At 66.0% G+C, this 24,427-nt stretch carries 22 protein-coding genes and 1 other RNA gene; 9 read left to right on the forward strand and 14 right to left on the reverse strand.

Features of this window, described 5'->3' with window-relative positions; all coding sequences use genetic code 11:
- Positions 1-39: 39 nt before the first annotated feature.
- From GA0061099_RS03445 to rsmH, 3 genes are read right to left on the reverse strand one after another with little or no spacing between them, the layout of a single operon-like run.
- On the reverse strand, positions 40-1,806 hold the full coding sequence (locus GA0061099_RS03445) for a peptidoglycan D,D-transpeptidase FtsI family protein (RefSeq protein ID WP_036003486.1): 1,767 nt from the start codon (positions 1,804-1,806) through the stop codon (positions 40-42).
- On the reverse strand, positions 1,803-2,195 hold the full coding sequence (gene ftsL, locus GA0061099_RS03450; RefSeq protein ID WP_036028375.1) for a cell division protein FtsL: 393 nt from the start codon (positions 2,193-2,195) through the stop codon (positions 1,803-1,805). Before ftsL ends, GA0061099_RS03445 begins: the two co-directional genes overlap by 4 nt.
- A 3-nt stretch (positions 2,196-2,198) precedes the next feature.
- Positions 2,199-3,188, reverse strand: a complete 990-nt coding sequence (rsmH, locus tag GA0061099_RS03455; RefSeq protein ID WP_036028388.1) for a 16S rRNA (cytosine(1402)-N(4))-methyltransferase RsmH — start codon at positions 3,186-3,188, stop codon at positions 2,199-2,201.
- Between the two features lie 441 nt (positions 3,189-3,629).
- Between rsmH and GA0061099_RS03460 the strand changes: the two genes are divergently transcribed.
- The gene (locus GA0061099_RS03460; protein WP_193375204.1) at positions 3,630-4,490 is read left to right on the forward strand and encodes an N-acetylmuramoyl-L-alanine amidase; all 861 of its coding nucleotides are present in this window, start codon (positions 3,630-3,632) and stop codon (positions 4,488-4,490) included.
- Between the two features lie 154 nt (positions 4,491-4,644).
- Here the strand turns inward: GA0061099_RS03460 and GA0061099_RS03465 are convergent, their stop codons facing one another.
- Together GA0061099_RS03465 and GA0061099_RS03470 are read right to left on the reverse strand one after the other, a co-directional pair.
- Positions 4,645-5,874 (reverse strand): RNA polymerase sigma factor, encoded by a 1,230-nt coding sequence (locus GA0061099_RS03465; protein ID WP_036028378.1) that lies wholly within the window; start codon positions 5,872-5,874, stop codon positions 4,645-4,647.
- A gap of 137 nt (positions 5,875-6,011) precedes the next feature.
- Positions 6,012-6,365: a YciI family protein gene (locus GA0061099_RS03470; RefSeq protein ID WP_074447535.1), complete on the reverse strand. Its 354-nt coding sequence runs from the start codon at positions 6,363-6,365 to the stop codon at positions 6,012-6,014.
- A 149-nt stretch (positions 6,366-6,514) separates the two neighbouring features.
- Here GA0061099_RS03470 and rnpB point away from each other — a divergent pair.
- An RNA gene (gene rnpB, locus GA0061099_RS03475) (RNase P RNA component class A) lies at positions 6,515-6,945 on the forward strand.
- 202 nt (positions 6,946-7,147) lie between these two features.
- Here rnpB and GA0061099_RS03480 read toward each other — a convergent pair.
- Together GA0061099_RS03480 and GA0061099_RS03485 are read right to left on the reverse strand one after the other, a co-directional pair.
- Complete coding sequence (locus GA0061099_RS03480; protein ID WP_036028380.1) at positions 7,148-7,861, reverse strand: alpha/beta fold hydrolase; 714 nt, start codon at positions 7,859-7,861, stop codon at positions 7,148-7,150.
- 67 nt (positions 7,862-7,928) lie between these two features.
- Positions 7,929-8,369, reverse strand: coding sequence for a DUF983 domain-containing protein (locus tag GA0061099_RS03485; protein WP_036028382.1), 441 nt, complete (start codon positions 8,367-8,369; stop codon positions 7,929-7,931).
- A 79-nt stretch (positions 8,370-8,448) separates the two neighbouring features.
- On the opposite strand from GA0061099_RS03485, the gene GA0061099_RS03490 reads away from it, so the two are divergent.
- On the forward strand, positions 8,449-9,819 hold the full coding sequence (locus GA0061099_RS03490) for an aminotransferase-like domain-containing protein (RefSeq protein WP_074447536.1): 1,371 nt from the start codon (positions 8,449-8,451) through the stop codon (positions 9,817-9,819).
- A gap of 136 nt (positions 9,820-9,955) precedes the next feature.
- Positions 9,956-10,699, forward strand: coding sequence for a sulfite exporter TauE/SafE family protein (locus GA0061099_RS03495; RefSeq protein WP_036028402.1), 744 nt, complete (start codon positions 9,956-9,958; stop codon positions 10,697-10,699).
- Positions 10,700-10,729: 30 nt separating this feature from the next.
- Here the strand turns inward: GA0061099_RS03495 and GA0061099_RS03500 are convergent, their stop codons facing one another.
- The 4 genes from GA0061099_RS03500 to GA0061099_RS03515 all read right to left on the reverse strand — a co-directional run bounded on the left by GA0061099_RS03500 (position 10,730) and on the right by GA0061099_RS03515 (position 17,325).
- A complete protein-coding gene (locus GA0061099_RS03500; protein WP_036028397.1) occupies positions 10,730-12,130 on the reverse strand; it encodes an MATE family efflux transporter in 1,401 nt (466 codons plus the stop codon).
- Between the two features lie 55 nt (positions 12,131-12,185).
- Positions 12,186-13,985, reverse strand: a complete 1,800-nt coding sequence (locus tag GA0061099_RS03505) for an ABC transporter ATP-binding protein (protein ID WP_036003502.1) — start codon at positions 13,983-13,985, stop codon at positions 12,186-12,188.
- Between the two features lie 349 nt (positions 13,986-14,334).
- Positions 14,335-15,921 carry a DHA2 family efflux MFS transporter permease subunit gene (locus GA0061099_RS03510; protein WP_057026936.1) on the reverse strand — a complete coding sequence of 529 codons (1,587 nt, stop codon included), beginning with the start codon at positions 15,919-15,921 and terminating at the stop codon, positions 14,335-14,337.
- 90 nt (positions 15,922-16,011) lie between these two features.
- On the reverse strand, positions 16,012-17,325 hold the full coding sequence (locus tag GA0061099_RS03515) for an HlyD family secretion protein (RefSeq protein WP_036028410.1): 1,314 nt from the start codon (positions 17,323-17,325) through the stop codon (positions 16,012-16,014).
- Between the two features lie 191 nt (positions 17,326-17,516).
- Between GA0061099_RS03515 and GA0061099_RS03520 the strand changes: the two genes are divergently transcribed.
- Together GA0061099_RS03520 and GA0061099_RS03525 are read left to right on the forward strand one after the other, a co-directional pair.
- On the forward strand, positions 17,517-18,152 hold the full coding sequence (locus GA0061099_RS03520) for a TetR/AcrR family transcriptional regulator (protein ID WP_036028412.1): 636 nt from the start codon (positions 17,517-17,519) through the stop codon (positions 18,150-18,152).
- A 43-nt stretch (positions 18,153-18,195) separates the two neighbouring features.
- Positions 18,196-18,537: a DUF6665 family protein gene (locus GA0061099_RS03525; protein ID WP_036028416.1), complete on the forward strand. Its 342-nt coding sequence runs from the start codon at positions 18,196-18,198 to the stop codon at positions 18,535-18,537.
- Positions 18,538-18,555: 18 nt separating this feature from the next.
- On the opposite strand, the gene GA0061099_RS03530 is transcribed toward GA0061099_RS03525, so the two are convergent.
- A complete protein-coding gene (locus GA0061099_RS03530) occupies positions 18,556-19,137 on the reverse strand; it encodes a histidine phosphatase family protein (protein WP_036028417.1) in 582 nt (193 codons plus the stop codon).
- A 100-nt stretch (positions 19,138-19,237) separates the two neighbouring features.
- A complete protein-coding gene (locus GA0061099_RS03535; protein WP_036028419.1) occupies positions 19,238-20,440 on the reverse strand; it encodes an extensin family protein in 1,203 nt (400 codons plus the stop codon).
- Between the two features lie 95 nt (positions 20,441-20,535).
- On the opposite strand from GA0061099_RS03535, the gene GA0061099_RS41030 reads away from it, so the two are divergent.
- Positions 20,536-20,712, forward strand: coding sequence for a hypothetical protein (locus GA0061099_RS41030; protein ID WP_157783985.1), 177 nt, complete (start codon positions 20,536-20,538; stop codon positions 20,710-20,712).
- Positions 20,713-20,910: 198 nt separating this feature from the next.
- Here the strand turns inward: GA0061099_RS41030 and GA0061099_RS03540 are convergent, their stop codons facing one another.
- Positions 20,911-21,810 carry a DUF2147 domain-containing protein gene (locus GA0061099_RS03540; RefSeq protein ID WP_036028423.1) on the reverse strand — a complete coding sequence of 300 codons (900 nt, stop codon included), beginning with the start codon at positions 21,808-21,810 and terminating at the stop codon, positions 20,911-20,913.
- Between the two features lie 195 nt (positions 21,811-22,005).
- On the opposite strand from GA0061099_RS03540, the gene GA0061099_RS03545 reads away from it, so the two are divergent.
- Together GA0061099_RS03545 and GA0061099_RS03550 are read left to right on the forward strand one after the other, a co-directional pair.
- Positions 22,006-22,776: a DUF2147 domain-containing protein gene (locus tag GA0061099_RS03545; RefSeq protein WP_036028424.1), complete on the forward strand. Its 771-nt coding sequence runs from the start codon at positions 22,006-22,008 to the stop codon at positions 22,774-22,776.
- Between the two features lie 273 nt (positions 22,777-23,049).
- Positions 23,050-24,381: a FecR family protein gene (locus GA0061099_RS03550; protein WP_036028426.1), complete on the forward strand. Its 1,332-nt coding sequence runs from the start codon at positions 23,050-23,052 to the stop codon at positions 24,379-24,381.
- Positions 24,382-24,427 lie beyond the last annotated feature (46 nt).

The raw sequence follows: 24,427 nt of genomic DNA on the forward strand, positions 1-24,427 counted from the left end.
AAATCCCGACTCAGCAGCGGCGATGGCCCACCCGGTTGATTACTGGGTTGTCCTGGATGCTGCAAGAATAAGGCGCTCCGCAGGCGGCAGCTCGAACCGCGGCTCGACCCCCAGAAGCGGCGCGATCCGCTCGATCACCTTGCCGCCGGTCGGCACCGCGTTCCAGCCCGAGGTGATGAAACCATGCGTTTCCGGCAGTGCCTGCGGCTCGTCCAGCATGATCAGGACGTGATATTTGGGATCATCGCAGGGCAGGATGGCGGTGAAGGAATTGAGCACGCGCTTCTTGGCGTAGCGGCCGTTGACGACCTTCTCGGACGTGCCGGTCTTGCCGCCGACGTAATAGCCCTTGACGTCCGCCTTTCTCGCCGAACCGACTTCGGCATTGAGCCGCATCAGGAACCGCATCTTGTCGCTGGTCTCCGGCTTGATGACGCGCTTGGCCATCGCCTGGGCTTCGGATTCGCTGCGCTTCAGGAACGTCGGCGGAATCAGATAGCCGCCGTTCACCAGCGCGTTGATGCCCATCACCGCCTGCAGCGGTGCCACCGACAGGCCCTGGCCGAACGCGGCGGTGACCGTGTTCAGCTCGCTCCAGCGCCGCGGCAGCAGCGGCGCCGCACTCTCCGGCAATTCGGTGCGCAGCCGCGTCGTCTGGCCCAGCTTGGCGAGGAACGCCTTGTGCGCCTCGACACCCTGGTTGAGCGCAATCCGTGCCGCCCCGATGTTGGACGAGTAGGTGAACACTTCCTTGGTGTTGATGAAGCGCCCGACCGGATGGCTGTCGTGGATCGTGAACTTGCCGTAATGCAGGTTTCCGCGCGCGTCCCACATCGAGTTCAGATTGATCTTGCCGGAATCGAGCCCCATCGCCAGCGTGAACGCCTTGAAGGTCGAGCCCATCTCGTAGACGCCGGTGGTGAGGCGGTTGATGCGGTCGGGGTCGTGCGCTTCCTTCGGATTGTTGGGATCGAAGTCCGGCAGCGAGACCATCGCCACGATCTCGCCGGTCTTGACGTTTGAGACGATGCCTGACGCGGCCTTGGCGCGGAACTTGTCCTTGGCCTTCAACAGCTCGTCGCGCAGCGCGTGCTCGACGCGCAGATCGACCGCGAGCTCGATCGGCTTCTGCAACCGGTCGGTGGCAAAGCCGGCGCGGTGGAGGTCGGCGAGCCCTTGATTGTCGAGCCACTTCTCGAGGCCGGCGATGCCCTGGTTGTCGATATTGACGAGACCGATGAGGTGAGCGACCTCGTTGCCGGTCGGATAGACGCGCTTGTTCTCGCGCAGGAATCCGATACCGGGAATGCCGAGCTTGTGGACGGCCTGCTGCTGCGCCGGCGTGACCTCGCGCTTGAGCCAGACGAAGCCCTTGCGTGTCCTCAGGCGCTCGCGCACCTCGGCCTCGTCGAGGTCGGGAATGGTCGCGGTGAGGAGCTCGATCGCCTCGTCCTTGTCGATGATGCGGCGCGGCTCGCCGAACAGGCTCGCCGCCTTGACGTCGGTCGCAAGGATGGCGCCGTTGCGATCGACGATGTCGGGCCGCGCGGTCGCAACCACCTCTTGCGCTGCGGCGCGGCGCGCGCTGTGGGCGTCGGCGCCGATCGCGAACATCACGAGCCGCCCGCCGATCAGGGCATAGACCGAAGCGAAGGCGAGCATGGCGAGGCCGACACGCGCGCGCGCCTTCGCGGCGCGATCGACGTTGCGCCCGTAGAGCAGGCTTCGGATCAGCCGCCGCCGCCAAGGTTCACCTGACCGCTCGGTCGACTTTTCGGTAAGTTTTGCAGGCGTTGCCGGGCTCATTGCTTGTCCTCGCGCTGAGGCACGGAGCCCGTCACCGCATCAGGGTCGCTCGCGGCTTCGATGGTCTTGAGCATGGCCCCGATCGGATCGGGCTCGCCCGGCCTGAACATCCGGGGCGGACGCTCCGGCAGGCTCTTCAGCGAATCATATTGCGTGCCGTTGACCGGCTTGAGGTGCAGATGCCGGTCGGACAGGCCCTGCAGCCGATGCGGCGCATCGAGCTTGGCCCATTCGGCCCGCAGCCCTGCGATCGCATCGCGCTGCTCGCGGATTTCCGCACGCAGCCGCAGCACCTTCTCGGTACGCGCCGTGGAGTCCATCTTGATCCGGTAGACATGAGCGGCTGCGAAGATCAGCGCCCCGATGACGAGGAGGTGAATGATGCGCATGCGCTAGCCGCCCCTCATCACGTCGGCGAGCTTCGGCCAGGACGATGCCTCATTGGTCTCATGCGCCGGCGCCGAGCTGCGCTCGGCCGCGCGCAGCTTTGCCGAGCGCGCGCGCGGATTGTGCGCAACTTCGTCCTCGCCGGCGACGACCGGTCGCCGCGTCAGCAGCTGGAAGCTCGGCGCAATTTGCGCGACTTCCGGCAGATGCCGCGAGCCACCGCCGGTCTTCGAACGCTCGGAGAGGAAATTCTTGACGATGCGGTCTTCCAGCGAATGGAACGAGACGACGACGAGGCGGCCGCCGGGCTTGAGCACGCGCTCGGCCGCAGCGAGCGCGGTCTGGAGCTCCTCGAGCTCTTCGTTGACGAAGATGCGCAGCGCCTGGAACGTCCGTGTCGCCGGGTGAATGTCGCCGGGCTTCGATCGCACCACCCTGCCGACGAGATCGGCGAGCGCGCGCGTGGTCGTGAACGGAGTTTCCTGCCGGTCCGCCACGATGGCGCGGGCGATGCGACGCGAATGCCGCTCCTCGCCGAAGAGATAGATGATGTCGGCGAGATCGCCTTCCGAGGCGCGCGCGACGATTTCGGCCGCGGTCGGACCTGTCTGTCCCATCCGCATGTCGAGCGGACCGTCGAGGCGGAAGGAGAAGCCGCGGCCGGCCTGGTCGAGCTGCATCGAGGACACGCCGACATCCATTACGACGCCGTCGACGCCATCGACGCCTTGCGCCGCGCAGACTTCGGCGAGGTTGGAGAAGCGGTCCTCGACCAGCGTCAGCCGGCCCGCGGCGCGTTCGACCAGTTCGGCACCGCCGGCAATCGCGGTGCGGTCGCGATCGATGGCAATCACTCGGGTTCCCGGCACGTCCAGGATCGCGCGGCTATAGCCGCCGGCGCCAAACGTGGCATCGACATAGACGCCGCCCTCGCGCGGGGCGAGATGCGCGATGGCCTCACGGCCAAGAACGGGGATGTGCGGAACCGAACTCATGCGCGACGCCTGCCGGCCGCCGGCCGAGATACCCAAGCGGAATCGAGGCCGAACAAGCCCATAACGCCTCGAATCATTGCGCGTCGCGGCGGTTCCACGACAAAGCCCTCGTCCAGCATGGTTACCGAGCCCGATCGTCCCGGGCCACAAACCCAGTGTTCCCAGCGGAATTTGTCGGGCAGCCATGGGATTTCGAGCCAAAATACGCTTTGGCCGCCTCCGGACGCGGGTCGGCTCTTCATCTCTCAGTAACGGCCCTTAGCGTTAAGAAAGCGTTGCTCGGTTCGTGACAAGTGGAAAAGGTGACGAGGGGAGTGATGCGTCATCCACACACATTGCCAAAATGAATCCGTTAACCGCGCCGCGCGATTGCGCGCGATGAAGGGTAAAGGAATAGTAAAGAGAAGGGCTTGCCCCACTCTCCGTCCATTTGAGCTGCTCATGCCCTCGGGTTCGTCCACGCCTGGATCTGATTCGAAGCGTCACCGCGTTCTCCCGGTTCCCAAGACCGTGGCGGGCCTGCGCACCTTCGAGCCCGATTCCTCGATCGTCTCCGACATCATCCCCTCCCCGAACCATGGCGAGCGCAACAAGGGACGGCAGCCGGACATGATCGTGCTGCACTACACCGGCATGCCCGATGTCGAAGGCGCACTGGCGCGCCTCTGCACCGCCGGCACCGAAGTGTCGGCGCATTATGTCGTGCTGGAGGACGGCCGCATCGTGCAATGCGTGCCTGAGGCCAAGCGTGCCTGGCACGCCGGCGTCTCCTCTTGGGCCGGCGAGGACGACGTCAACTCCTGCTCGATCGGAATCGAGATCATCAATCGCGGCCATGACTGGGGCTATCCGGAGTATCCGCTGCGCCAGATTGCCGCCGTGATCGCGCTGTGCCGCGGCATCATGCTCCGCCGCAAGGTGCCGGCGCACCGGGTGCTCGGCCATTCCGACGTCGCGCCCGCCCGCAAGAAGGATCCCGGCGAGAAATTTCCGTGGCATTCGCTGGCCAATTCCGGCGTCGGCCACTGGGTGACGCCCGCGCCGATCGTCCGCGGCGAGACTCTCATGCTCGGCACCATCAGCGACGCGGTGCTGAGCATGCAGCAGGCGCTCGCAAGGTACGGCTATGGCGTGCCCCTGAACGGCAAGTACGACGCTGCGACAATGGAAGTCGTCACCGCCTTCCAGCGCCATTTCCGCCCGGCGCGGCTGGACGGCGTCGCCGATCACTCGACGCTGTCGACCTTACAGGCGCTGCTGTCGAGCCTGCCGGCGGAAGGAACGCCGGTGGCGTCGAAGTGACGGAGTAGCCGTACACGCCGTCATTGCGAGGAGCTCTTGCGACGAAGCAATCCAGACTGTCTCTACGATGACAGTCTGGATTGCTTCGCGGAGCCTGTCATCGGGCCGCGCTTCGCGCGGACCCGTTGGCTCGCAATGACGGCGTGTGAGGCTCCTACCCCATCTCCCTCATCCTTCGCGCATAGAGCCTTCGCAACGGCTCGAGCTGCGTCGCCACCGTCGCCGCACGATAGGCCTCGCGCGCCTCCTCCGTCCTGCCGAGCCGCCGCAACAGATCCGCGCGCACGGCGGGCAACAGCTCATAGCCGCGAAGCCCGCCGCGCGCGGCGATCGCATCGACGAGATCGAGCGCTCGTGCCGGCCCATCGACCATCGATAGCGCCGCGGCGTGATTGAGCTCGATCACGGGCGACGGATTGATGCGCAGCAGCACCTCGTACAGCCCCGCAATCTGCGGCCAGTCGGTCTCCTCGAAGCTCGGCGCACGCGCATGCAGCGCCGCGATCGCGGCCTGCACCGCATAGGGTTGTGGCCGGCCCGGCACGCGCAGCGCGTGCTCCACCAGCCGCAGCCCCTCGTCGATCTGCGCGCGGTGCCACAGCGAGCGGTCCTGCTCTTCGAGCAGGACGATGTCGCCGGCCGGCGTCTGTCGCCCGGCGCGGCGCGCGTCGTGCAGCAGCATCAGGGCCAGCAGGCCCTTGATGCCGGCGCGGTCGGGCATCAGCCGGTTCAGCAGGCGGCCAAGCCGGATGGCTTCGCTCGCCAGATCAGGCCGCATCAAGTCCGCGCCCTCGGTTGCGACATAGCCTTCGGTGAAGACGAGATAGATCACGGCGAGCACGCCATCGAGCCGCGGCGCCAGCATCTCGCGTTCCGGCACCTCATAGGGGATTCCGGCAAGCCTGATCTTCTGCTTGGCGCGGACGAGCCGTTGCGCCATCGCCTCCTCGCCGACGAGGAAGGCGCGCGCCACCTGCATTGTCGACAGTCCGCACACGGTGCGCAGCGTCAGCGCGACCTGCACCTCGGGCGCGAACGCGGGATGGCAGCAGGTGAAGATCAGCCGCAGCATGTCATCGTCGAGCGTTGCTGTCGGCTCGTCCGGGCCCAGCGCGTTGAGCTCGAGCTCGTGCACCAGCGCCTGCTGCTTGCCGCGGAAGACAGCCTGACGGCGGATGCGATCGATCGCCTTGTGCTTGGCGACGTTGACGAACCAGGCGCGCGGATTGTCGGGGACCTCACACGCCCAGCGTTCCAGCGCGACCGCGAACGCATCCTGCAGCGCGTCCTCGGCGAGATCGAAATCGCCGACGAGACGGATCAGCGTGGCTAGCGCCCGCCCCGCCTCGTCGCGGAAGATTTTGTCGATCTCGCCAGGGGTCATGTCACGCGATCACCCCCTCTCGTCATTCCGGGGCGCGGCAAAGCCGCGAGCCCGGAATCCATAACCACGATTCGGGGATATGGATTCCGGGCCTGCGCCTTGCGGCGCATCCCGGAATGACGAAGGTGAGAGAGCCGTCACTTCTCATAGACCCAGATCGGCCGCACCTCGATCGAGCCGATGCGTGCGCTCGGAATCCGCGCCGCGATCTCGATGGCGGCGTTGAGATCCTTGGCTTCGATCAGGTAATAGCCGCCGAGCTGCTCGCGCGTTTCCGCGAACGGACCATCGGTCGTCAGCGTCTTTCCGTCGCGCACGCGCACCGTTGTCGCGGTCGTGGTCGGCTGCAAGCGGTCGCCGGCCTTGAAATTGCCGTTCTGGATGATGTCTTGCGTGAAGGATTGATACTCGGCCAGGATCTTCTGGCTGGTCGCCGCGTCGATCTTCGCGTACTCGACCTCGTTCTGGTAGATCATCAGCAGATATTGCATTGCTTCACTCCTGTGTTCGGCTGTGTTGCCGACAACCAGTCGAACGGGCGGCGCGCCAAACGACATCTTCAGGATAAAATATTTCGGGCGGGCCGTGCGCGGCGATATCGGCTTGACGAAACCGTCACAAATGCCCCATGCGTTATCAGTCAGTCGGCCGGACGGCCGCTCCGGCAGGTGCCGAAAGGCCGCCGGGGAGGAAAGTCCGGGCTCCCTTGACATGCGGTGCCGGATAACGTCCGGCGGGGGTGACCCCAGGGAAAGTGCCACAGAGAATGAACCGCCCGCCTTCGCCCTTCGGGGCTTCGGCGCGGTAAGGGTGAAAAGGTGCGGTAAGAGCGCACCGCGGGTCCGGCAACGGAGCCGGCATGGCAAACCCCACCGGGAGCAAAACCGAATAGGGACGGCTTAAGCGGGCTGTTCGCGAAAGCGATAACGCCGCGGGGCGATGTCAGGCCCGCCGTCCGGGTAGGTTGCTCGAGGCCATGTGCAAACATGACCCCAGAGGAATGGCCGTCACGTATCGTTCGCGCAAGCGGACGGTGCCCTACAGAACCCGGCTTACAGGCCGGCTGATGTGCGACGAGGGGTTCGGTGCCAACGCATCGGACCCCTCACCATTTTGGCCGATCACCTCGCCAGCCAACCGCCGTCATTCCGGGGCTCGCGAAGCGAGAGCCCGGAATCCATCAGGCGGCCGGCGCGGAGGAGAAATGGATTCTCAGATGCGCAATTGCGCATCGTAGCTCGTGCTGCGCACGCCCCGGAATGACGGCTGCGACCTATGCGACGATCTCGTCCAACACCGCCATCAACGCCTCGGGCGCCGTCACATTCGGCGCGTGGCTGGCGTCGAGCTCGACATAGCGCCAGCCCTTCTCGCTCTTCGTGCGCCTGGCAAACTGCCCGAACACATCGCCGGGCGGAAGGCGCGTGCAGTAGATGTAGCTGCGCGGCATCGCCGGCTCGCCATGTTCGAGCCTCAGGCGCGTCTCGAAGCACTTGATCGGCATCGGGACGCGGCGCGCATTGAGCCAGTCGAGATCGGCCGGCGAGGTGTCCGGCGGCGGCGGGTTCGGCGGGATGCGATAGCCGTCGCCCGAGCTGACTGCCTTGCGCATCGGCTCGCGCCCGCCCTCGTTGAGGTCGAACAGCGACTGGCCGTCACGCGGCACGAAGGCGTCGAGATAGATCAGTTCCGTTACGCGCTCGCGCGCACGGTCGGCGACGCCGGTCGCAACCATGCCGCCATAGCTGTGCCCGAGGAGCACGATGTCGCTGAGATCCTCGAACGCGATGACGTTGAGGATGTCCTGGATATGGGTGTCGAGATCGACCGAAGGATTGGCCAGATGCGCGCGCTCTCCGAGGCCCGTATAGGTCGGCGCCACCAGGCGATGGCCGGCCTGTGCCATCAGCGGGTGCATCTTCTTCCAGGCCCATCCGCCGGACCATGCGCCATGACAGAGCAGGAAGGTCTTCGCGCGCGGGGCCATGGCGTTTCCATCGTTCTTGCTTGGTACGATGGAGTGTAGCGGCCGGCCGCGCAATGTAAACGCCGCCTCAGGTGGCGCGCGTGTCTACCTTGGCCAACACCGGCGCAAGCTCGCCCGCCTCGCGCCGCAGCTTGCCCGCCTCGAAACCATGCATGCCGAGCTGCCATTGCAGGCCGACGATGGCGCCCTTGGTCGGTTGCAGCAGCGCGAGTGAGGCGAACAGCGTCACCGGCAGCCACACCGCGAGCTGCAGCCACTCCGGCGGCGCGTAGGCGGTCTCGACCGCGAGGATTGCCGGCACCACGAGATGGCCGACCACCACCATCACGAGATAGGCGGGAAAATCGTCGGCGCGCTGGTGGAACAGCTCCTCGCCGCAATGGTCGCAAGCCAGCGTCACTTTCAGGAAGCGGCCGAACATGTGCCCTTCTCCGCAATTCGGGCATTTGCCGCTGAAGCCGCGCCACATCGCCTTGGCCAGAGAGACCGCCGCCGGAGAGACAGACATGACCACACCTCTTCCTTTTCGATGATCCATACAATAGTATCTTGCAGCCATACATTCAAAGGTTATGGGGCCAAATTGCATGGAATGGATCCCTACAATCTCGGAGCTTTCGGGCCCGCGCTACCAGCGCATCGTCGACGCCATGGAGGCCGACATTGCCGCCGGCAGGCTGGTGCGTGGTCAGCAGCTGCCGACGCAGCGCGCCCTGGCAAAGGCCCTCGGCATCGACCTCACCACGGTGACGCGCGCCTACACCGAGGCGCGGCGCCGCGGCATCATGGAAGCCAGGGTCGGACAGGGCTCGTTCGTCTCGGAGACCAGCGCGCGGCGCGCGGTTGACCTGCCGCACCCGGTCGCGATCGACCTGTCGATGAACGTGCCGCCGCACCCGCTGGAGGCGCAGCTCGACGAGCGCATCATCGCCGGGCTCGAAGCCCTCCGCGCGCAATCGGGCCTGACGGCGTATCTCAACTACCAGCCGCCCGGCGGCAGCGCGCATGAGCGCGAGGTCGCGGCGCGCTGGATGCGCGCCCGCGTTCCGCATGCACAGGCCGACCGGCTGGTGATCTTTCCCGGCGCTCAGACGATCCTCTTCAACCTGCTCGCCCATCTTGCGCGACCCGGCGACACCGTACTGACCGAAGCGCTCACCTTCCCCGGCATCAAGGCCGCCGCGGCACTGCTCGGTGTCAAGCTCGTCAGTGTCCCCATGGATGAGGACGGCATCCTGCCGGATGCGCTGGCAAAGGCGTGCCGCGTGCATACGCCGAAAGCCGTCTATCTCATTCCGACGCTGCACAATCCGACCACGGCGACGCTTTCCGCCGAGCGGCGCGGCACTATTGCGAAGATCATCCGCGATGCCGGCACCATCCTGATCGAGGACGACGCCTACGGGCTGCTCGACCGCTCGGCCTCGCCCATGGCGAACCTCATTCCGGAGCGGACTTATCTCGCAACGACGCTGTCAAAATGCATCGCGCCGGCGCTGCGTGTTGCCTATCTGGTGACGCCCGACAGCGGCGCCCAGCGGGACATGCGCACCTCCTTGCAGGCGACCGTGCAAATGCCGGCGCCCTTGATGGTCGCGCTGGTGACGCATTGGATCGAAAACGGCATCGCCGATCGCATCATCAGCGCCATCCGCAACGAAGCGGTCGGACGCCAGCAGCTCGCGCAACGCGCACTGAAGGGCTTTCAGTTCCTCGCCAGGCCCGCGGCGCATCATCTCTGGCTGCGGCTGCCGCAGGAGCGGCCCGATCTTGCCGCACATCTGCTGCGGAACGGACTTGCCGTCGTCGCCGGCGATGCCTTCACCGTCGACGGGGCACCGCCGCATGCGGCACGCGTCTCGCTCGGCGCGGCCCGGAACAGATCGGAATTGACGGAGGCGCTGCGCATCCTGATCGGCGCGCTGCAGAAGCCTGCCGACACCAGGCAGATCGTCTAGTCTTTGACGATCGCGGCGCTGGAAAGCCGCAGATCACGCTTGCATGCGGCATGGATTGACCTCGATGCCGGCAGGCATGTTATGCGAGCCGTGCGATCAACCGTTCAGGGTCGCCCCTTGCGACAAGGACAATCCGTTGGAAACGCTCACCTACGTCCTGCTGCTGCTCGGCGCGCTCGCCGGCGGCTTCGTCTCGGGACTGGCCGGTTTCGGCACGGCGCTGATGGCGCTCGGCATCTGGCTCTACGTGCTGCCGCCCTCGCTCGCGGTGCCCCTGGTGCTGATCTGCTCGGTCATCGCGCAGACCTCGACGCTGCCCTCGATGTGGAAGAATTTCGATCTCTCGCTGGTCTGGCCGTTCCTGATCGGTGGACTGATTGGCGTGCCGCTCGGGACCATGATGGTCGCCTCCGCGGACCCGGAGGTGTTCAGGCTGAGCGTCGGCGTGCTGATCCTGATTTTCTCGACGGCGCTCTACTTGAACAAGAGGCCGCTAGCGATCAAATTCGGCGGGCGGATCGCCGACGGCGCGATCGGTTTTGCCGGCGGCATTCTGGGCGGACTTGCCGGATTGTCCGGCCCGCTGCCGATCCTGTGGGCCAACATCCGCGGCTGGAACAAGCACGAGCGGCGCGGCATCTTCCAACTCTTTAACTTCACGGTGCTCGCCACCGCGCTGGTGTTGCAGACGGCATCAGGTCTCGTCGCCCTCAAGGTGGTCTGGCTCGCGGCCGTCGCGTTTCCGGGCACGCTGATCGGCGCATGGGCGGGCGCGCGCGTCTACCATGCGCTGAACGACAAGCATTTCGGCGATGTCGTGCTCGGCCTCTTGTTTCTGTCGGGCCTGACGCTCGTCTGGAACAGCCTTGGCGCGCATTAAAGCGCGCGAACTCGCGGGAGGTCACTTTCGCTACGCGGGAGCACGGGCGGAAGGCGCGACCGGCTTGGCTTCCACCGTCTCCGCGGCCTGGTCCCGCGGCGCGAAGCGCTTGCCGAACTCGCGGCGCAGCAGCCATAGGCTCAAGCCGGCCTGCAGCGTTGTCGCCGCGATCGAAAGATACCAGACGTGCTCGCTGCGGAATCCGGGTCGCGTCGACAGCCAAAGCACCGGCAGCGAATAGGTGAGCACGCGCGTCATCGAGCTCAGCAGCACAGGCTTGGTGTTGCCGAGGCCCTGGAACATGCTCGAGCAGGTGAAGATGAGACCCTGCGCCACCATGTTGAGCGAGATGATCCGCAGGAATAGGTAGGCGATCTCCATCGTCTCCCGGTCGTTGGAGAATCCGGCCAGCAGCAGCTCCGGCTTCAGCTGCGCGAGGATCATGAAGCCGACCGCCACGATGGAGGTGATCAGCACCGATTTGACAAAAGTCTCTCGCACCCGCGCGGCGTCGCCAGCGCCGAAATTCTGGCCGGCGATTGGCCCGGCCGCCAGTGCAACCGCGAGCGCCGGCATCTGGATGAGGGCGAGGACGCGCTGACCGATACCGAAGCCTGCCTGTGCCGCCGCGCCGAAGTCGCGCAGCACGTAGTAGACTACCGCCATGAAGATAAACATCATTGCGAACTCGCCGCCGGCCGGCAGACCGACATTGAGGATGCGCTTGAAGTGGCGTGGTTGCGGACGCCACTGCACCGGATTGAATGCAACGTAGCGCTCGACCTTGCGAAAATACGCCAGCAGCATCAGGACGCCGGCGCCCACCGCGATCGTGCTCGCCAGTCCGGCGCCGGCGACACCGAGCGGATAACCGGTGCCCCAGCCGGAGATCAGGACCGGCGCCAGTGCAATGTTGATGATGACGGCAAGGACCCGCACCAACATGGCGGGGCGCACGATGCCGGTCGCGCTGAGCGCGGAGGCAATGACTTGCATGACGAATTCCAGCGCGAGCGCCGGCATGAACCACAACAGATAAGTGGTCCCCGCCTCGATCGTGGCCTGGTCAGCGGCGATCGAACGCATGTAAAGACGCGACAGCACCGCTCCCGTGACCAGGGTCAGCAGGCCGAACAGCACCGACAGCGCGACCGCCTGATTGAAGATCAGATTGGCGTCCCGCCGGTCCTTGCGTCCCACCGCATGCGCAATCAGCGCCACTGTCCCGACGCCGAGCACCTGTATCAGGCCGTTGACGAGAAAGCCGGCATTTCCCGCGGCGGCCACGCCTGCCACTGCGGCATCACCTAGCCCCGACACGAAGTAGAGATCGACCAGCTGGCAGATCATGATCGAGATCATGCCGGCCATGATCGGAGGCGCCATGCTCAGGATGTGGCTAGCGATGGAGCCGCGCGTCAGGTCTTTCATCTCATTCCATCCCTCGACGCCGTGACGGCGGGACTTCGCCCCGCCGCCGCGCGCCTCACTCCGCTGCTGCGATCTGTCCGAGCTCCACCACCTGACGCTCGAACAGGCCGCGATAGATGCCCCCTTGCTTGGCTGCGAGCACCGTATGCGTGCCCTGCTCGACGATCTCGCCGCGGTCGAACACCAGGATGCGATCGAGGCTCCTCACCGTCGACAGCCGGTGCGCGATCACGATCGAGGTGCGCCCCTTCATCAGCCGCTCCATCGCCTCCTGGATCAGCGCCTCCGATTCCGAATCGAGGCTCGAGGTCGCCTCGTCCAGGATCAGCACCGGCGCATCCGCCAGGAAGGCGCGCGCCAGCGCGACGCGCTGCCGCTCGCCGCCCGACAGCTTGACGCCGCGCTCGCCGACCAGCGTGCCGTAGCCCTTCGGCAGGCGCAGGATGAAGTCATGCGCGTTGGCGAGGCGGGCCGCCTGCTCGATCGCTTCAAGGCTGGCACCGGGCCGGCCATAGGCGATGTTCTCGGCGAGCGTGCGGTGAAACAGGATCGGCTCCTGCTGCACGATCGCGATCTGGCTGCGCAGCGATTGCTGCGTGGCGAGCGCGATATCCTGCCCGTCGATCAGCACGCGGCCGCCGGTGACGTCGTAGAGCCGCTGCACCAGCTTGACGAAGGTGGTCTTGCCGGAGCCGGAGCGGCCGACCAGGCCGACCCGCTCGCCGGCGCGGATCCTGACCGACAAGCCGTCGTACAGCGGCACGCGATGGCCGCCATAGTGGAACGTGACGTCGTCGAACACGATCTCGCCGCCCTCGATCGCGATCGGCCGCGCGTCGGCCGCATCGGCAATGCCGATCGGCTCGTCATGGATCGCCACCAGCTCGTCCATGTCGTTGACCGAGCGCTGGAGGTTGTTGATGTGCATGCCGACGTCGCGCAAATAGGCGTGGATGATGTAGTAGCTGGTCAGCACATAAGTGACGTCGCCGGGCGAGGCGTGACCTGACATCCACAGCAGCACCGATCCGCCGATCACGGACGCGCGCAGGCACAGCAGCAGCGAGAGCTGCGACATCGCCGTGTAATTATAGCGGTACCAGGTCCGCCGCACGCGCACGCGCCAGCGGTTGATGACACCGGCGAGCCGCGTGTCCTCGCGCGACTCCGCGCCGAAGGATTTCACCACGGCATTGCAGGTCAGCGCATCCGCCAACGTGCCGCCGACCTTGGTGTCCCAGGCATTGGAGACGCGGGCCGCCGGCGCGATGTAGCGGGTCGAGAGCACCACCGTGATCGTGACGTAGAAGATCGCCCCGATCGCGATCACCACGCCAAGCGAGGCCCAGTGCATCCCGATCAGGATCATCGAGCCCACCAGCACCAGCAGCGAGGGCGCCAGCGCCATCAGGATGGTGTCGTTGAGCAGGTCGAGCGCCCACATGCCGCGAGTGATCTTCCGCACCGTGGAGCCGGCAAAGGAGTTCGCATGCCAGTCGGTCGAGAAGCGCTGCACGCGGGTGAATGCCTCTTGTGCGACGTCCGACATGGTTTTGAGCGTGAACGGCACGATCGCCTGCAACCCTGCGAGCCGCAGCACCACCGAGGCCGCGCCCAGCGCCACGATGGCGCCGAACGCGACCAGCGCGGCATGGCGCGCATCGGGATCGGACGGTCCGCGGGTCAACGCATCGACCAGATGTCCGGAGAAGACCGGCATGAACAGGTCGGCGACGGTTGCGCCCAACAGGCCGCCGGCCACGACGAGGCCGCGCACCGGCTGCTTCAGCCAGTGCCGGAAGACGAAGGGCAGCACCACGCGAATGGCGGCGGGCTTCTTTGACAGAGCGGTCATGGCATCATCCGGCCGCTTCGCGCGGGCCGGCTCCATCGATGGACGCGAGTCGGCCCAAAGGCCGCGACGGCGTCACGTAAGACTGACTTTGACTTGGGAAACGAAGCGATCGGGACGCTTGGCCAAAACCTTGGCCCAATCGAAGCTGGCGGAAGAGGCCTCTAACAGGCCGCGTACATACCGAGCCAGAACGTGATCGAGGTCATCATCGAGCGCGGGCGTACGATCTGCGATTGCGACGACATCATGCAAATCTCTCCCCGGTTCGAATGAATGAGGTGCGCTTTATAGATGTGTCGCCAGCCGATTGCAACGGGGCTCGCGCGAGATCACGCACGAGTGTTGCAAATTAGTGCGCGTCGCCGGCCGCGCCGAACGGGGAAGCCGGCTTGTTCAGCAGCGCGACCAGCAGGCTGAGACCGAGATAGAACAGCGCCAGCATGAGGAAGACATCGCCGAAGCTCATCACCACGGCCTGACGATGCACGATCTGGCTGAGCTGCTTCATCGCCATCAGCGCGGAATCGCCGAGCCCCTGGAACTTCTGCATCAACATGGTCAGGGTTTCAGTCGCGGTCGCGTTGCCCCAGGTCACCCGCTCCTGCAGGCGGACGATGTGCAGGTCGGTGCGTTCGTTGAGCACGGTGTTGATGACGGCGAGGCCGACCGCGCCGCCGAGATTGCGCATCAGGTTGAACAGTCCGCTCGCGTTCTTCACCTTCTCGGGCGCGAGCGTGCCGAGCGCGATGTTGTTGGTCGGCACCATCGCGAACATCATGCCGATGCCGCGCAGGATTTGCGGCACCAGCAGCTCGTAGAAATCGTATTCGCGCGTGATAAAGGTCATCTGGTAGGAGCCGATCGCGAACACGATGAGGCCGAATGCGATCATGTAGCGCATGTCGACCTTCGCCATGAGCCGGCCGACCAGCGGCGCGACCAGGAACATGGTGATGCCGGAGACGAACATGGTCTCGCCGATCATCAGCGCGCTGTAGCCGCGCACTTCGGCGAGATAGCGCGGGTAGATGTAGGTCAGGCCGTAGAGGCCGATGCCGATGCAGAATTGCAGCGTGCATCCGACGGCGAAATTGCGGTCGGAGAAGGTGCGCAGATTGACGATCGGCTCGGCCGCCGTGAACACGCGCCAGAAGAAGGCGATGGCCGAGAGACCGCTGATCCAGGCGCAGATCGCGACCGACGTGTCCTGCATCCATTGATGTTGCGATCCTTCCTCCAGCACGTATTCCAGCGTGCCGAGGAAGCTCGCCATGAACAGCAGGCCCCACCAGTCGAAGCGGTCGAGCAATTCGAAATGCGGCTCGTCGAAATCGACCAGCGCCAGCACACCTAATGTAATGCCGATGCCGGGCACGACGTTGATGAAGAACAGCCAGTTCCACGACATCAGGTCGGTGATGTAGCCGCCGACCGTCGGCCCGATGGTCGGGGCCAGCGTCGCGACGAGGCCGATGATGGGTCCGACGATGTGGAATTTGGTGCGCGGGAAGACGGTGTAGGCCGAAGCGAACACGGTCGGGATCATGCCGGCGCCGAGAAAGCCCTGCAGCGCACGCCAGAGGATCATCTCCTCGATCGTCGTGGCGAAGCCGCAAAGCAGGCTTGCGGCGGTGAAGCCCGCCGCCGAGATCGCGAACAGCAGCCGCGTGCCGAAGGCGCGCGACAGGAAACCCGACAGCGGGATCGCGATCACCTCGGCGATCAGATAGGCGGTCTGAACCCAGGACACCTCGCTGGAGCTCGCCGACAGCCCGGCCTGGATTTCGCTCAACGAGGCCGAGACGATCTGGATGTCCAGGATCGACATGAACATCCCGAACACCATGATGATGAACGCGAACAGCCGCTTCGGCGCAATGCGCTCCGAAGCGGGATCCGCCATCATGGCAGGTGAAGCGGTGGTGGCGGTGGCCATGTGTCAGCTCGGACTCATCTCACCTCTCCCGCAAGCGGGAGAGGGAGCGCACCTGCATTCGGGGCAGCGGCGCGGCTCATGTCATCGTTCCTACTGCGGATGAACCGCGGTGGGATGGTCGAGGTCGACCTCGCTGTCGGCGTCGGCGGCGCCCTTGTTGGTGTCGACGGTGGCGTAGACCGACATGCCGGCGCGGAGCAGGTTCTGCTTCGCCACCGATTTGGGCACGCGAATGCGGACCGGCACGCGCTGCACGATCTTGGTGAAATTGCCGGTGGCGTTGTCAGGCGGCAGCAGCGTGAATACCGAACCCGCGCCGGCCGCGATGCTGTCGACCACGCCGGAAAACTTGCGCATGCCATAGGCATCGACCTTGATCGTCACCGGCTGTCCCGGGCGGATGCGCTTGAGCTGCGTCTCCTTGAAATTCGCGTCGATATAGACCTCGTCCAGCGGCACGATGTTGCCGAGGCGCTGGCCGACCGCGACGAAGTCGCCGGTGTTGACCAGGCGGTTCGAGAACGTGCCGTTGACCGGCGCGCGCACCGCGGTGAAGCCGAGGTCGCGCTCGGCCTTGGCCAGCGTGGTCTTGAGCTCGGCGAGCTGGGCCTGCGCTTCGGCTTGCTGCGCCTTGGCGACGTCGACATTGCTGACGGCAACCTCATAGGCGGCCTTCGCGGCCTTGACCGCGGCGGCGCCCTGGTCGCGTCCGGCCTCCGAGCTTTCGAAGGTGGCGCGCGAGGCAAAGCCCTTGCTGCTCAGCGCCTGCTGGCGCTCGTAATCGAGGTCGGCGCGCTTGAGGCCCGCTTCCGCGGAGACGAGCTGCGCCTTGGCCTGGGCGACCTGGCTATCGAGTGCGGCGACCTGGCGGCCGATGCGATCGATGGTGGTCTGCTGGGTCGCGATCTTGGTCGCGGCGGCTTGGACCGCGATCCTGTAATCGCCGTCGTCGATGCGGAAGATGATGTCGCCGGCCTGGACGGGCGTGTTGTCGCCGGCGAGGATCGCGGAGATATGGCCGGCAACGCGCGCGCCGAGCATGGTGTTGTTGGCGCGGACATAGGCATCGTCGGTCGAGATGTAGAAGCGGCCGACCAGCGTGTAATAGCCGGCATAGCCCGCAACGGCGAACGCGAGCGCGAGGCCGAGGCCGGTCAGGACGAATTTGCGCTTGCCGGATTTGGGCGCAGCGGCGGCGGGCGCTTCCGCCCCGGGTGCCGGCGGCTTGTCGGTCACCGGACTCTCCGGCGCCTCGCGGGTCGGACGCTTCGCCTCCTCGGCGACATGAGGGCGCAGTTGCTCGGCAGGGAGTGCGGATGCCTCGGAGCCAGGATCGCCGCCCGCCTGGCCCTCCACCGCTTCCTGGCGAAGGACGCGAGCCGTCTGGTCTCTCGATGCGGCCATCCAGGCCTCCCCACAAACGCAACCGAGGGCGCCCGCTGTTGCGGGCGGTCTCCTCGCTACATCTCAAATACCATTGACCGAACGGTTCGGTCAATATAGAGATTATGTCCTGCAGACCTTAATGCCGCGAATCCTTCGTTGGCGTTTCATGGCCCTGATCCGAACCAAAAAGCTTCCGAGACCCTAAACCAATGGTTGTAGCTGGCGGCGAACAATTGCACGTCGTCCCGGACGAGGACAATTCCAAGCGCCGCCAGATTCTGGACGGCGCCCGCAAGGTGTTCATGGATCTTGGCTTCGACGGCGCCAGCATGGGCGAGATCGCCCGCGCCGCGCAGGTCTCCAAGGGCACGCTCTACGTCTATTTCGCCGACAAATTCGCGCTGTTCGAAGCCATCGTCGAACAGGAGGCGCTCCAGCATGGCCAGGTCGTGTTCAGTTTCGATCCCGAGCGCGAGGCCGAGACCACGCTGAAGGAGTTCGGCCTCGCCTATCTTCACCTGGTCTGCCGCCCCGGTGGCGGATCGGCGATCCGCACCGTGATGGCGATCGCCGAGCGCATGCCGGATGTCGGCCGCCGTTACTATGCGCGCGTGCTGGACAAGAGCATCAACCGCCTCTCCAACTATCTCAAGGCCCGTGTCGCCTCGGGCGATCTCGCGATCGACGATTGCGATCTCGCCGCCTCGCAGTTCATGGAGCTCAGCAAGGCCTCGCTGTTCCTGCCCTTCGTGTTCCAGGCGGCGCCCGCGCCGTCGGAACAGCGCATGAGTGCGGTGGTCGAGAGCGCGACGCGGATGTTCCTGGCGGCGTACAAGGCGAAGTAACAGCGCGTTGCACGTGCGAGCCGAGCCGCCCTATATTGCGGCCATGTCTCGAGATCTTCGCCCGCCGGTCGACATCCTCCACTACGAGATCGTCCAGGAACAGGCCTCGGCTCTGGGACGGATGGGCCGCGCCCTCGAACAAAGCCTGTCGCGTTTGCGCGAGTTCGACGCCGCCCACGCCGCGGCCGAATTGCCGGAAGCGATGCAACCGGCTAGGCGCAAGCTGGTGCTGGAAGCCGGCCAGGCGCTTTGGATGTTCGTGGTGCAACGCGAGGCGTCCGGCTTACGCGACAGCCGCCACATCATGCGCACCTACAACGTCCCGGGTGAGGTGCAGCGCTGCATGGGGCTGGCACCCGCGCCGCGGAAGCCGGCCGCGGGGTGAACTCCGGCTCCGCTGAGATCAAATTTCGATTTTTTCCATTGCGCGCCATCCGTGCAGGACACGCCGCCCCTCCCGCGCGAACGCAAAGCAATTGCCGCCGCCGGCGGGCTGATCGTGGATGCGGGCGATCGCATGGCCCGCAATGTGGCAGAACAGCAGCGTGCCGACCGCGCCGTGGCCGACGAACAACACGTCGCCGGGACGATGTCGCGCCAGCACCGCCTCAGCCTCGCGCACGATCCGCGCCTGTGCATCCGCGGCACGCTCCCAGCCGCGCACGCTGAGATGAGGCGCGGCGAAGAACTGGTCGGCGACGGCTTCGAACTCGGCCGGCTTCAGGAAGCCGGTCGCCGAACGGTCGTTCTCGTGCATGGCCTCGCGGATCTCGATCATGAGTCCGAGCCGAGCGGCAACGATCTCGGCGGTCTCGATCGCCTTCCGCTCGCCGCTGGAGACGATCTGCGTCGTGCTTGCGAGCCAGCCTGCATTCGCCAAGGCTTCGGTGCGCGCGCGACCCACCGGGCTCAGGCCCCATTGCGGCACCGGCACATCGGGATCGATTTGCACCTGCGGGTGGGTGAGATAGCGGACGATAGACATTGCCTTTGACGCGATCGTAGCCCGCATGGAGCGAAGCGGAATGCGGGGACAGTTTTTCCCGGATTGCGCTTCGCTCCATCCGGGCTACTGGCAAATCGGGCTATTCGTCGATGTACTCGTCGTCTTCCCGCTTGTGCATCGTGCTCTTGCGAGCACCGAGCGAACCGGTCACCGACGGCTCGCGCCCGCTCGCATAGGGCCTGCGCGATTGCGCGCGCGAGGCGACCTCTTCGCCCGACACCGCGGCCGGCTGGCAGATCAGGCGGCGGCTGGCGCGGCGCATCAGATCGACATGGATGTGATCGTAGTGAAAGACGTTGGAGCCCGGCGCCAGCACGGTCGTGAAATGCGCGCAGGCCCCAGCCTGCACGTCGCGCAGGAAGCCCTGCTCTTCCGGCATGCCGCGCCAGCCGTCCTTGATGGTGATGCGGCGGCCGTCGGCGAGCACGAAGGCGGAAATGTCGAGGGCGTTGCCGAAGGCGTGCTCCGAAATATGGGCCCGCGAATTGCCGTTCATGCCGCGGCAGGAATAGGCGGAGATCTGCTTGATCTCGGCGACGCGCACGCCGAACCAGCGCATCGCCGACGGCTGCACCGTGTCGGCGAGCCAGCGGTCGAGCTCGGACACGATCGGACAGGCGAGCGTCGCGGTCGGCTTGATCGCGACGGGACCGACGCTCGTGACGGGATTACCCTGCGCAGGACCAAGACGCGGCAGCGGCTGCTGCGCCGGCGCCTGCGAGTAAGGCGCCGGACGAGCCGGATAGCTCGGTGTGTTCATGTAGCGCGCCGCCCCCGCGGCATCGGTGCCCTCGGGCGGCAGGTCGATCTCGTCTTCCTGCGCGGCCACGCCGGGGGCGTTGAGCGACATCGGTCCGGTCGAGGTGCCGTAGCCGGTGGGCTGGCGCACCGCGCTCTCGGGATAGTTCGAGGGCTGCGGATAGGACGATGCGGGATATCCCCGGCTCTGCGGATAATTCGACTGCGGCTGCACCGGCCAACGCGGCTGGTTGCCGATGCTGCCGGGCGGGCGCAGCGCCTCGTCGGCAAAGCCATAGGTGCCGGAAGCTTCGCCGATGGCGGCTACCTTGAGCGGAAACTCGGCGCCGCAGCTGCCAGGCCCGGAGATCGGGTCGATGCGGACGATGTCCGCACTTTCCTTGACTGCGCCCGATTTCAGGCATGCGGCTTCTGCCTCGGCCCGCCACGGTTCGCGTTCGGCCTGGAAGAAGCCGCGACCGCAACCCGCTAGCGAAACAAGGACGATGGAGCCGACGAGATACAAACGAACTCCGCGCGTCATGAACGCACGTTCGGTGAATTTACTTAAAGACTCTTCAACGTGTTGATTTCAGTGTTCTTTAACCCTACCGGGCGCGGCGGCACCGGTTGCTGCCGATGACGAGCGACAGCGAGCCTGACTTTTTCGAAAAGAGACTTTCTGTTAACCATGACGGCCGCGGCAATGCGCGCGACCGCGGGAGCGACCTCATGACGTTCGCCGGCAGACTGAGCGTTATCACCGCCTACCTCGCCATGGCCTTCGTCGGCGCCATCGTGCTCGGGATGATTTAGACTCAAAGCACACAGTGACTCTCTTCCCTTCTCCCCTTGTGGGAGAAGGTGGCGCGCGAAAGCGCGACGGATGAGGGGTTCTATCCTCGCGGCACAGTGCTTGTGGAGACAACCCCTCACCCAAGTGAATTCGTGTCGACCAGCGGAGCTGCCCTCTCCCACAAGGGGCGAGGGCACAACAATGCGCATCGCCGCGAGCTACGACCGCGCGCTCCATTGAGGTGACGTCGTGATCAGCTCCTCCCGCGGCGCTTCGACCCGTGTCCAGTCGTTGCCGGAGCACCAGAAGCGGCCGAGCGCGCAGGCTTCGACGTGCAGCTTGCCGGAGCTCTTCAGCGTCATCGTGGCGTAGTAGGTGTTGCCGCTGGAGCGGCTGTAGATGCTGCCGGTCCAGACATTGTGCTTCTTCGGCTTCATGTTGACGAGCACGCTCTCGCCCCGGCTCGTCGCTTCGCTGAGCGCGTAGCCGCACAGCGTAGCTCCACAGCGCTCTATGCGGACCGTGCCCTTGGCGCCGGCGCTCTCCCATTCGCCGAGCGGCGCATGGCCTTCGTCAGCGCCGATCTGCGCCACCGCTGCGGTCTGATTGATCTCGGCGCCCGGGACGATGACCGGCGGCTCGATGCGCGGCGGTTCGAGCGCGGCGGTCTTCGGCTGATCGATGCGCTCCAGATCAACCCGCGGCGGACCGTCGCTCAGCGCCTCCATTCTCGAAATCTCCAAGCTTGGCGCCGGCGGCGGTGCAACGGGCTGCGACGTCGCCGCGGCAAGCACGGGAGGCGCCGGTGCCGGCACCACCACAGCCGCTTGGGGCGGCTTGACCGCTGCCGTCGGACAAGCCGGCTGCGGCGCCTGGACCACCGGCGCGGGCGCCGGCTGCGCGGCTCGTGCCATGCCGACATCGTCCGTCGACCTGAGGCTGCGCCTGGAAGCCACCGTGATACAGGACGCAGATCGGCAATTGCGCGGCGCCTCGACATGGAACCGGTTGCCGCCGATCGAGAACGTGTAGGCGCCGGCCTGCGCCGTCGGCGCGATCGCCAGCAACGTGATCGATGTGGCAAGACAGGTGGCAAGCCAGGTTGCAAGCCGCTGCATCTGCGTTTCCCTCGGTGTCGCGACGACGTTACGCAGCGCAGGCGCGGCTGAATGTGCGCTGCATCACCCAGGCGTTGTTCGCTCGTTGTGACGCCCATCACAGAACGCCCGACCGCCGCGGCTTAGGGTCGAACCACGCTTCATTCACCAGCGACACCAGTCCATATCGGGACCGCGCTATTTTCGGAGGTTGTCATGAACAAGCTCTCCATCGCCGCCACCGCCCTCTTCCTGGCTTCGACCGCCGCCGCGCATGCCGGCAATTCGATCTCGTTCCAGATCGAGGGCCAGCACATCCGCATCGAGACGCCGCGCAACTGCGCTTCGCTCAATTGCGTGACCATCGTCGCGCCGGGCCTGTCGGACAAGCCGATCAAGCTGAACAACATCAACCTCAAGGGTCTTGGCGGCTCCAAGGACGATGACGACGACACCACGCCGGCTCCGGCGCCCACGACGGCGCAACCCACGCCGGCTCCCGTGCAGCAGCAGCCCGTGCCGCAAGCGACTGCGCCGGCACCGCCAGCCGCGCCCGCTGCCCCAGCCGCGACCGCTGCCGCCGCTCCTTCTGTCGGCTTCGACAGCTCGCAGCCTGCTCCTGTTGCTGCGCCTGCCCCTGTTGCCGCTCCCGTCGCCGCGGCTCCCGCGCCGGCTCCGGTGGCTGCCGCGCCCGTGGCCGCAGCGAACTCGCCGATCGGCATCTGGGCGACCGAAGAGAACAAGGGCAATGTCCGCGTCGAGCAGTGTGGCGCCAATCTCTGCGGCTATGCCGAGAAGACCAATGAGCGCATCCTGATCAACATGAAGCCCGAAGGATCGAAGTGGAGCGGCCGCATTCGCGATCCCAACTCCGGCCGCAACTACGACTCCACGATCTCGATGAAAGGTCCGAATACGATGCGCGTGCAAGGCTGCGCCTTCGGCGGCATGTTCTGCGGCGGCCAGACCTGGAAGCGCGTGAGCTGACCCGCGGAGCGCATCGCGAAAAGTAGACAACTCTTCGTCATGCCCGGGCTTGTCCCGGGCATCCACGTTCTTCGTACCGCAATCAAGACGTGGATGGCCGTGCCTTCGCCGCGCCGTAGCGGCTTCGTCCGTGCAGGCGGGACAAGCCCGGCCATGACGGAAGGATAGCTAGCCCCTGCCCCGACGACAGACGTTCATCAACCATTCAGCCACACCCCGTTGACATCGCCCGATCTCGCCTCACGCTCTCACCGGGACTCCTTCGTGACATCAATGCTGGCTTGGCGCCGCCTCGTATTCGCGCTCGCCCTGCTGGCCTTGCCGCTGGCAGGCGCTGGTGTAGCGTGCGCATCCGAGACGATCGAGTTCGCACAGGCGCAACCGCAAGCCCAGCCAACGCCCGCGCCTTCGCCGACGGCGACGCCGGCACCGTCTGCAGACGCACAGCCCCCCGCCGTCGAGCCGATCGGCAACGTCGCGACCGTGACGGGGATCGCGACCGTGATCCGCGACAAGAATTCCTATCCGCTGCGCGTGCGCGACGATATCTATCTCAACGACATCGTGCAGACCTCGTCGAACTCCGCGCTCGGCATCACCTTCAACGACGCCACCACGTTCAACCTCTCGGCCAGCGCGAAGATCACCATCGACAATTACGTCTATGACGACGGCGGCAAGCAAAATTCGGCGATCTTCGACGTCGGCAAGGGCACGGTTGCCTTCGTGGCGGCCGCGGTGGCGAAGACGGGCGACATGAAGATCACGACGCCGACGGCAACGCTCGGCATCCGCGGCACCACCGGGGTCGTCGACGTGCCCGAAGGGGCGGCGGCGAACCGGGCGCGCAACGTCAACATCAAGCTCTATCCCGACGCCGACGGCCGGGTCGGCCACATCGATGTCGAGGAACGCGCGAGCGGCGCGCGGCTCGGCGCGCTGACGCAAGCCGCGAGCGGCTTTGCGATCCGAGCGGGCGCAGCCACGGCCGGCGGCATGCGCTTTGCTGCCGTGCCGATCATAATTCCCGCGCAGCAGATCGCGCGCGACCGCGGCTTCGTCGGCCAGGTGCATCTGGCGCAGACTGCGGGCCGGCAGATCGTCATCGAGCAGCGCGACTTCCGTCGCGCCAATCCGGCTGCGCTCAGCCGCATTCCGCGGCCGGCACAACCGCCGCAGCAGCAACAATTGCGGCCGACGACAACCCCAGGCCGGCAGCCGCAACGACCGAACGTCCAGCCGCGACAGGACAATCGTCCGGGTCAGCAGCAGCCGGGCACGCCGAGCCGGCAGGGACTACAGCAAGGCATGCAGCCGCAGCCCGGCCAGCCGCAAGGTGCCGGCCGTCCACGCGTACCGCAGACCCTGCCGCAGCGTGGTGGACAGATTCAGCCCGGAGGAATCGTGCCGCCGCAACCGGGCGGGACACAGCAAGCAGGTCCGCAGCAGCCATTGCCGCGCACAGGATTGCAACCGGGCCAGCCTCCGGCTCAACAACCAGGTATGCAGCGCCCCGGCGGCTTCCAGCCACGCCTCCCCGCCGCGCAACGTCCCGCAGCGCCGCACAGACCCGCGCCCGCTCCGAAGGAGAAGGAGCGGCGGTAGTCTTCCTTCTCCCCTTGTGGGAGAAGGTGGCGCGAAGCGCCGGATG

The organism is Bradyrhizobium yuanmingense (genome assembly GCF_900094575.1).
In the GTDB taxonomy this organism is placed as follows: Bacteria; Pseudomonadota; Alphaproteobacteria; order Rhizobiales; family Xanthobacteraceae; genus Bradyrhizobium; species Bradyrhizobium yuanmingense.

Coding starts and splice junctions, on each gene's coding strand:
- GA0061099_RS41030 (WP_157783985.1), top strand. CDS start 20,536: ATGACGAGCGACAGCGAGCCTGACTTTTTCGAAAAGAGACTTTCTGTT.
- GA0061099_RS03525 (WP_036028416.1), top strand. CDS start 18,196: ATGTCTCGAGATCTTCGCCCGCCGGTCGACATCCTCCACTACGAGATC.
- GA0061099_RS03515 (WP_036028410.1), bottom strand. CDS start 17,325: ATGGCCGCATCGAGAGACCAGACGGCTCGCGTCCTTCGCCAGGAAGCG.
- GA0061099_RS03545 (WP_036028424.1), top strand. CDS start 22,006: ATGAACAAGCTCTCCATCGCCGCCACCGCCCTCTTCCTGGCTTCGACC.
- ftsL (WP_036028375.1), bottom strand. CDS start 2,195: ATGCGCATCATTCACCTCCTCGTCATCGGGGCGCTGATCTTCGCAGCC.
- GA0061099_RS03490 (WP_074447536.1), top strand. CDS start 8,449: ATGGAATGGATCCCTACAATCTCGGAGCTTTCGGGCCCGCGCTACCAG.
- GA0061099_RS03535 (WP_036028419.1), bottom strand. CDS start 20,440: ATGACGCGCGGAGTTCGTTTGTATCTCGTCGGCTCCATCGTCCTTGTT.
- GA0061099_RS03485 (WP_036028382.1), bottom strand. CDS start 8,369: ATGTCTGTCTCTCCGGCGGCGGTCTCTCTGGCCAAGGCGATGTGGCGC.
- GA0061099_RS03470 (WP_074447535.1), bottom strand. CDS start 6,365: ATGCAATATCTGCTGATGATCTACCAGAACGAGGTCGAGTACGCGAAG.
- GA0061099_RS03520 (WP_036028412.1), top strand. CDS start 17,517: ATGGTTGTAGCTGGCGGCGAACAATTGCACGTCGTCCCGGACGAGGAC.
- GA0061099_RS03510 (WP_057026936.1), bottom strand. CDS start 15,921: ATGGCCACCGCCACCACCGCTTCACCTGCCATGATGGCGGATCCCGCT.
- GA0061099_RS03530 (WP_036028417.1), bottom strand. CDS start 19,137: ATGTCTATCGTCCGCTATCTCACCCACCCGCAGGTGCAAATCGATCCC.
- GA0061099_RS03550 (WP_036028426.1), top strand. CDS start 23,050: ATGCTGGCTTGGCGCCGCCTCGTATTCGCGCTCGCCCTGCTGGCCTTG.
- GA0061099_RS03500 (WP_036028397.1), bottom strand. CDS start 12,130: ATGAAAGACCTGACGCGCGGCTCCATCGCTAGCCACATCCTGAGCATG.
- GA0061099_RS03465 (WP_036028378.1), bottom strand. CDS start 5,874: ATGACCCCTGGCGAGATCGACAAAATCTTCCGCGACGAGGCGGGGCGG.
- GA0061099_RS03480 (WP_036028380.1), bottom strand. CDS start 7,861: ATGGCCCCGCGCGCGAAGACCTTCCTGCTCTGTCATGGCGCATGGTCC.
- GA0061099_RS03505 (WP_036003502.1), bottom strand. CDS start 13,985: ATGACCGCTCTGTCAAAGAAGCCCGCCGCCATTCGCGTGGTGCTGCCC.
- GA0061099_RS03445 (WP_036003486.1), bottom strand. CDS start 1,806: ATGAGCCCGGCAACGCCTGCAAAACTTACCGAAAAGTCGACCGAGCGG.
- GA0061099_RS03540 (WP_036028423.1), bottom strand. CDS start 21,810: ATGCAGCGGCTTGCAACCTGGCTTGCCACCTGTCTTGCCACATCGATC.
- rsmH (WP_036028388.1), bottom strand. CDS start 3,188: ATGAGTTCGGTTCCGCACATCCCCGTTCTTGGCCGTGAGGCCATCGCG.
- GA0061099_RS03460 (WP_193375204.1), top strand. CDS start 3,630: ATGCCCTCGGGTTCGTCCACGCCTGGATCTGATTCGAAGCGTCACCGC.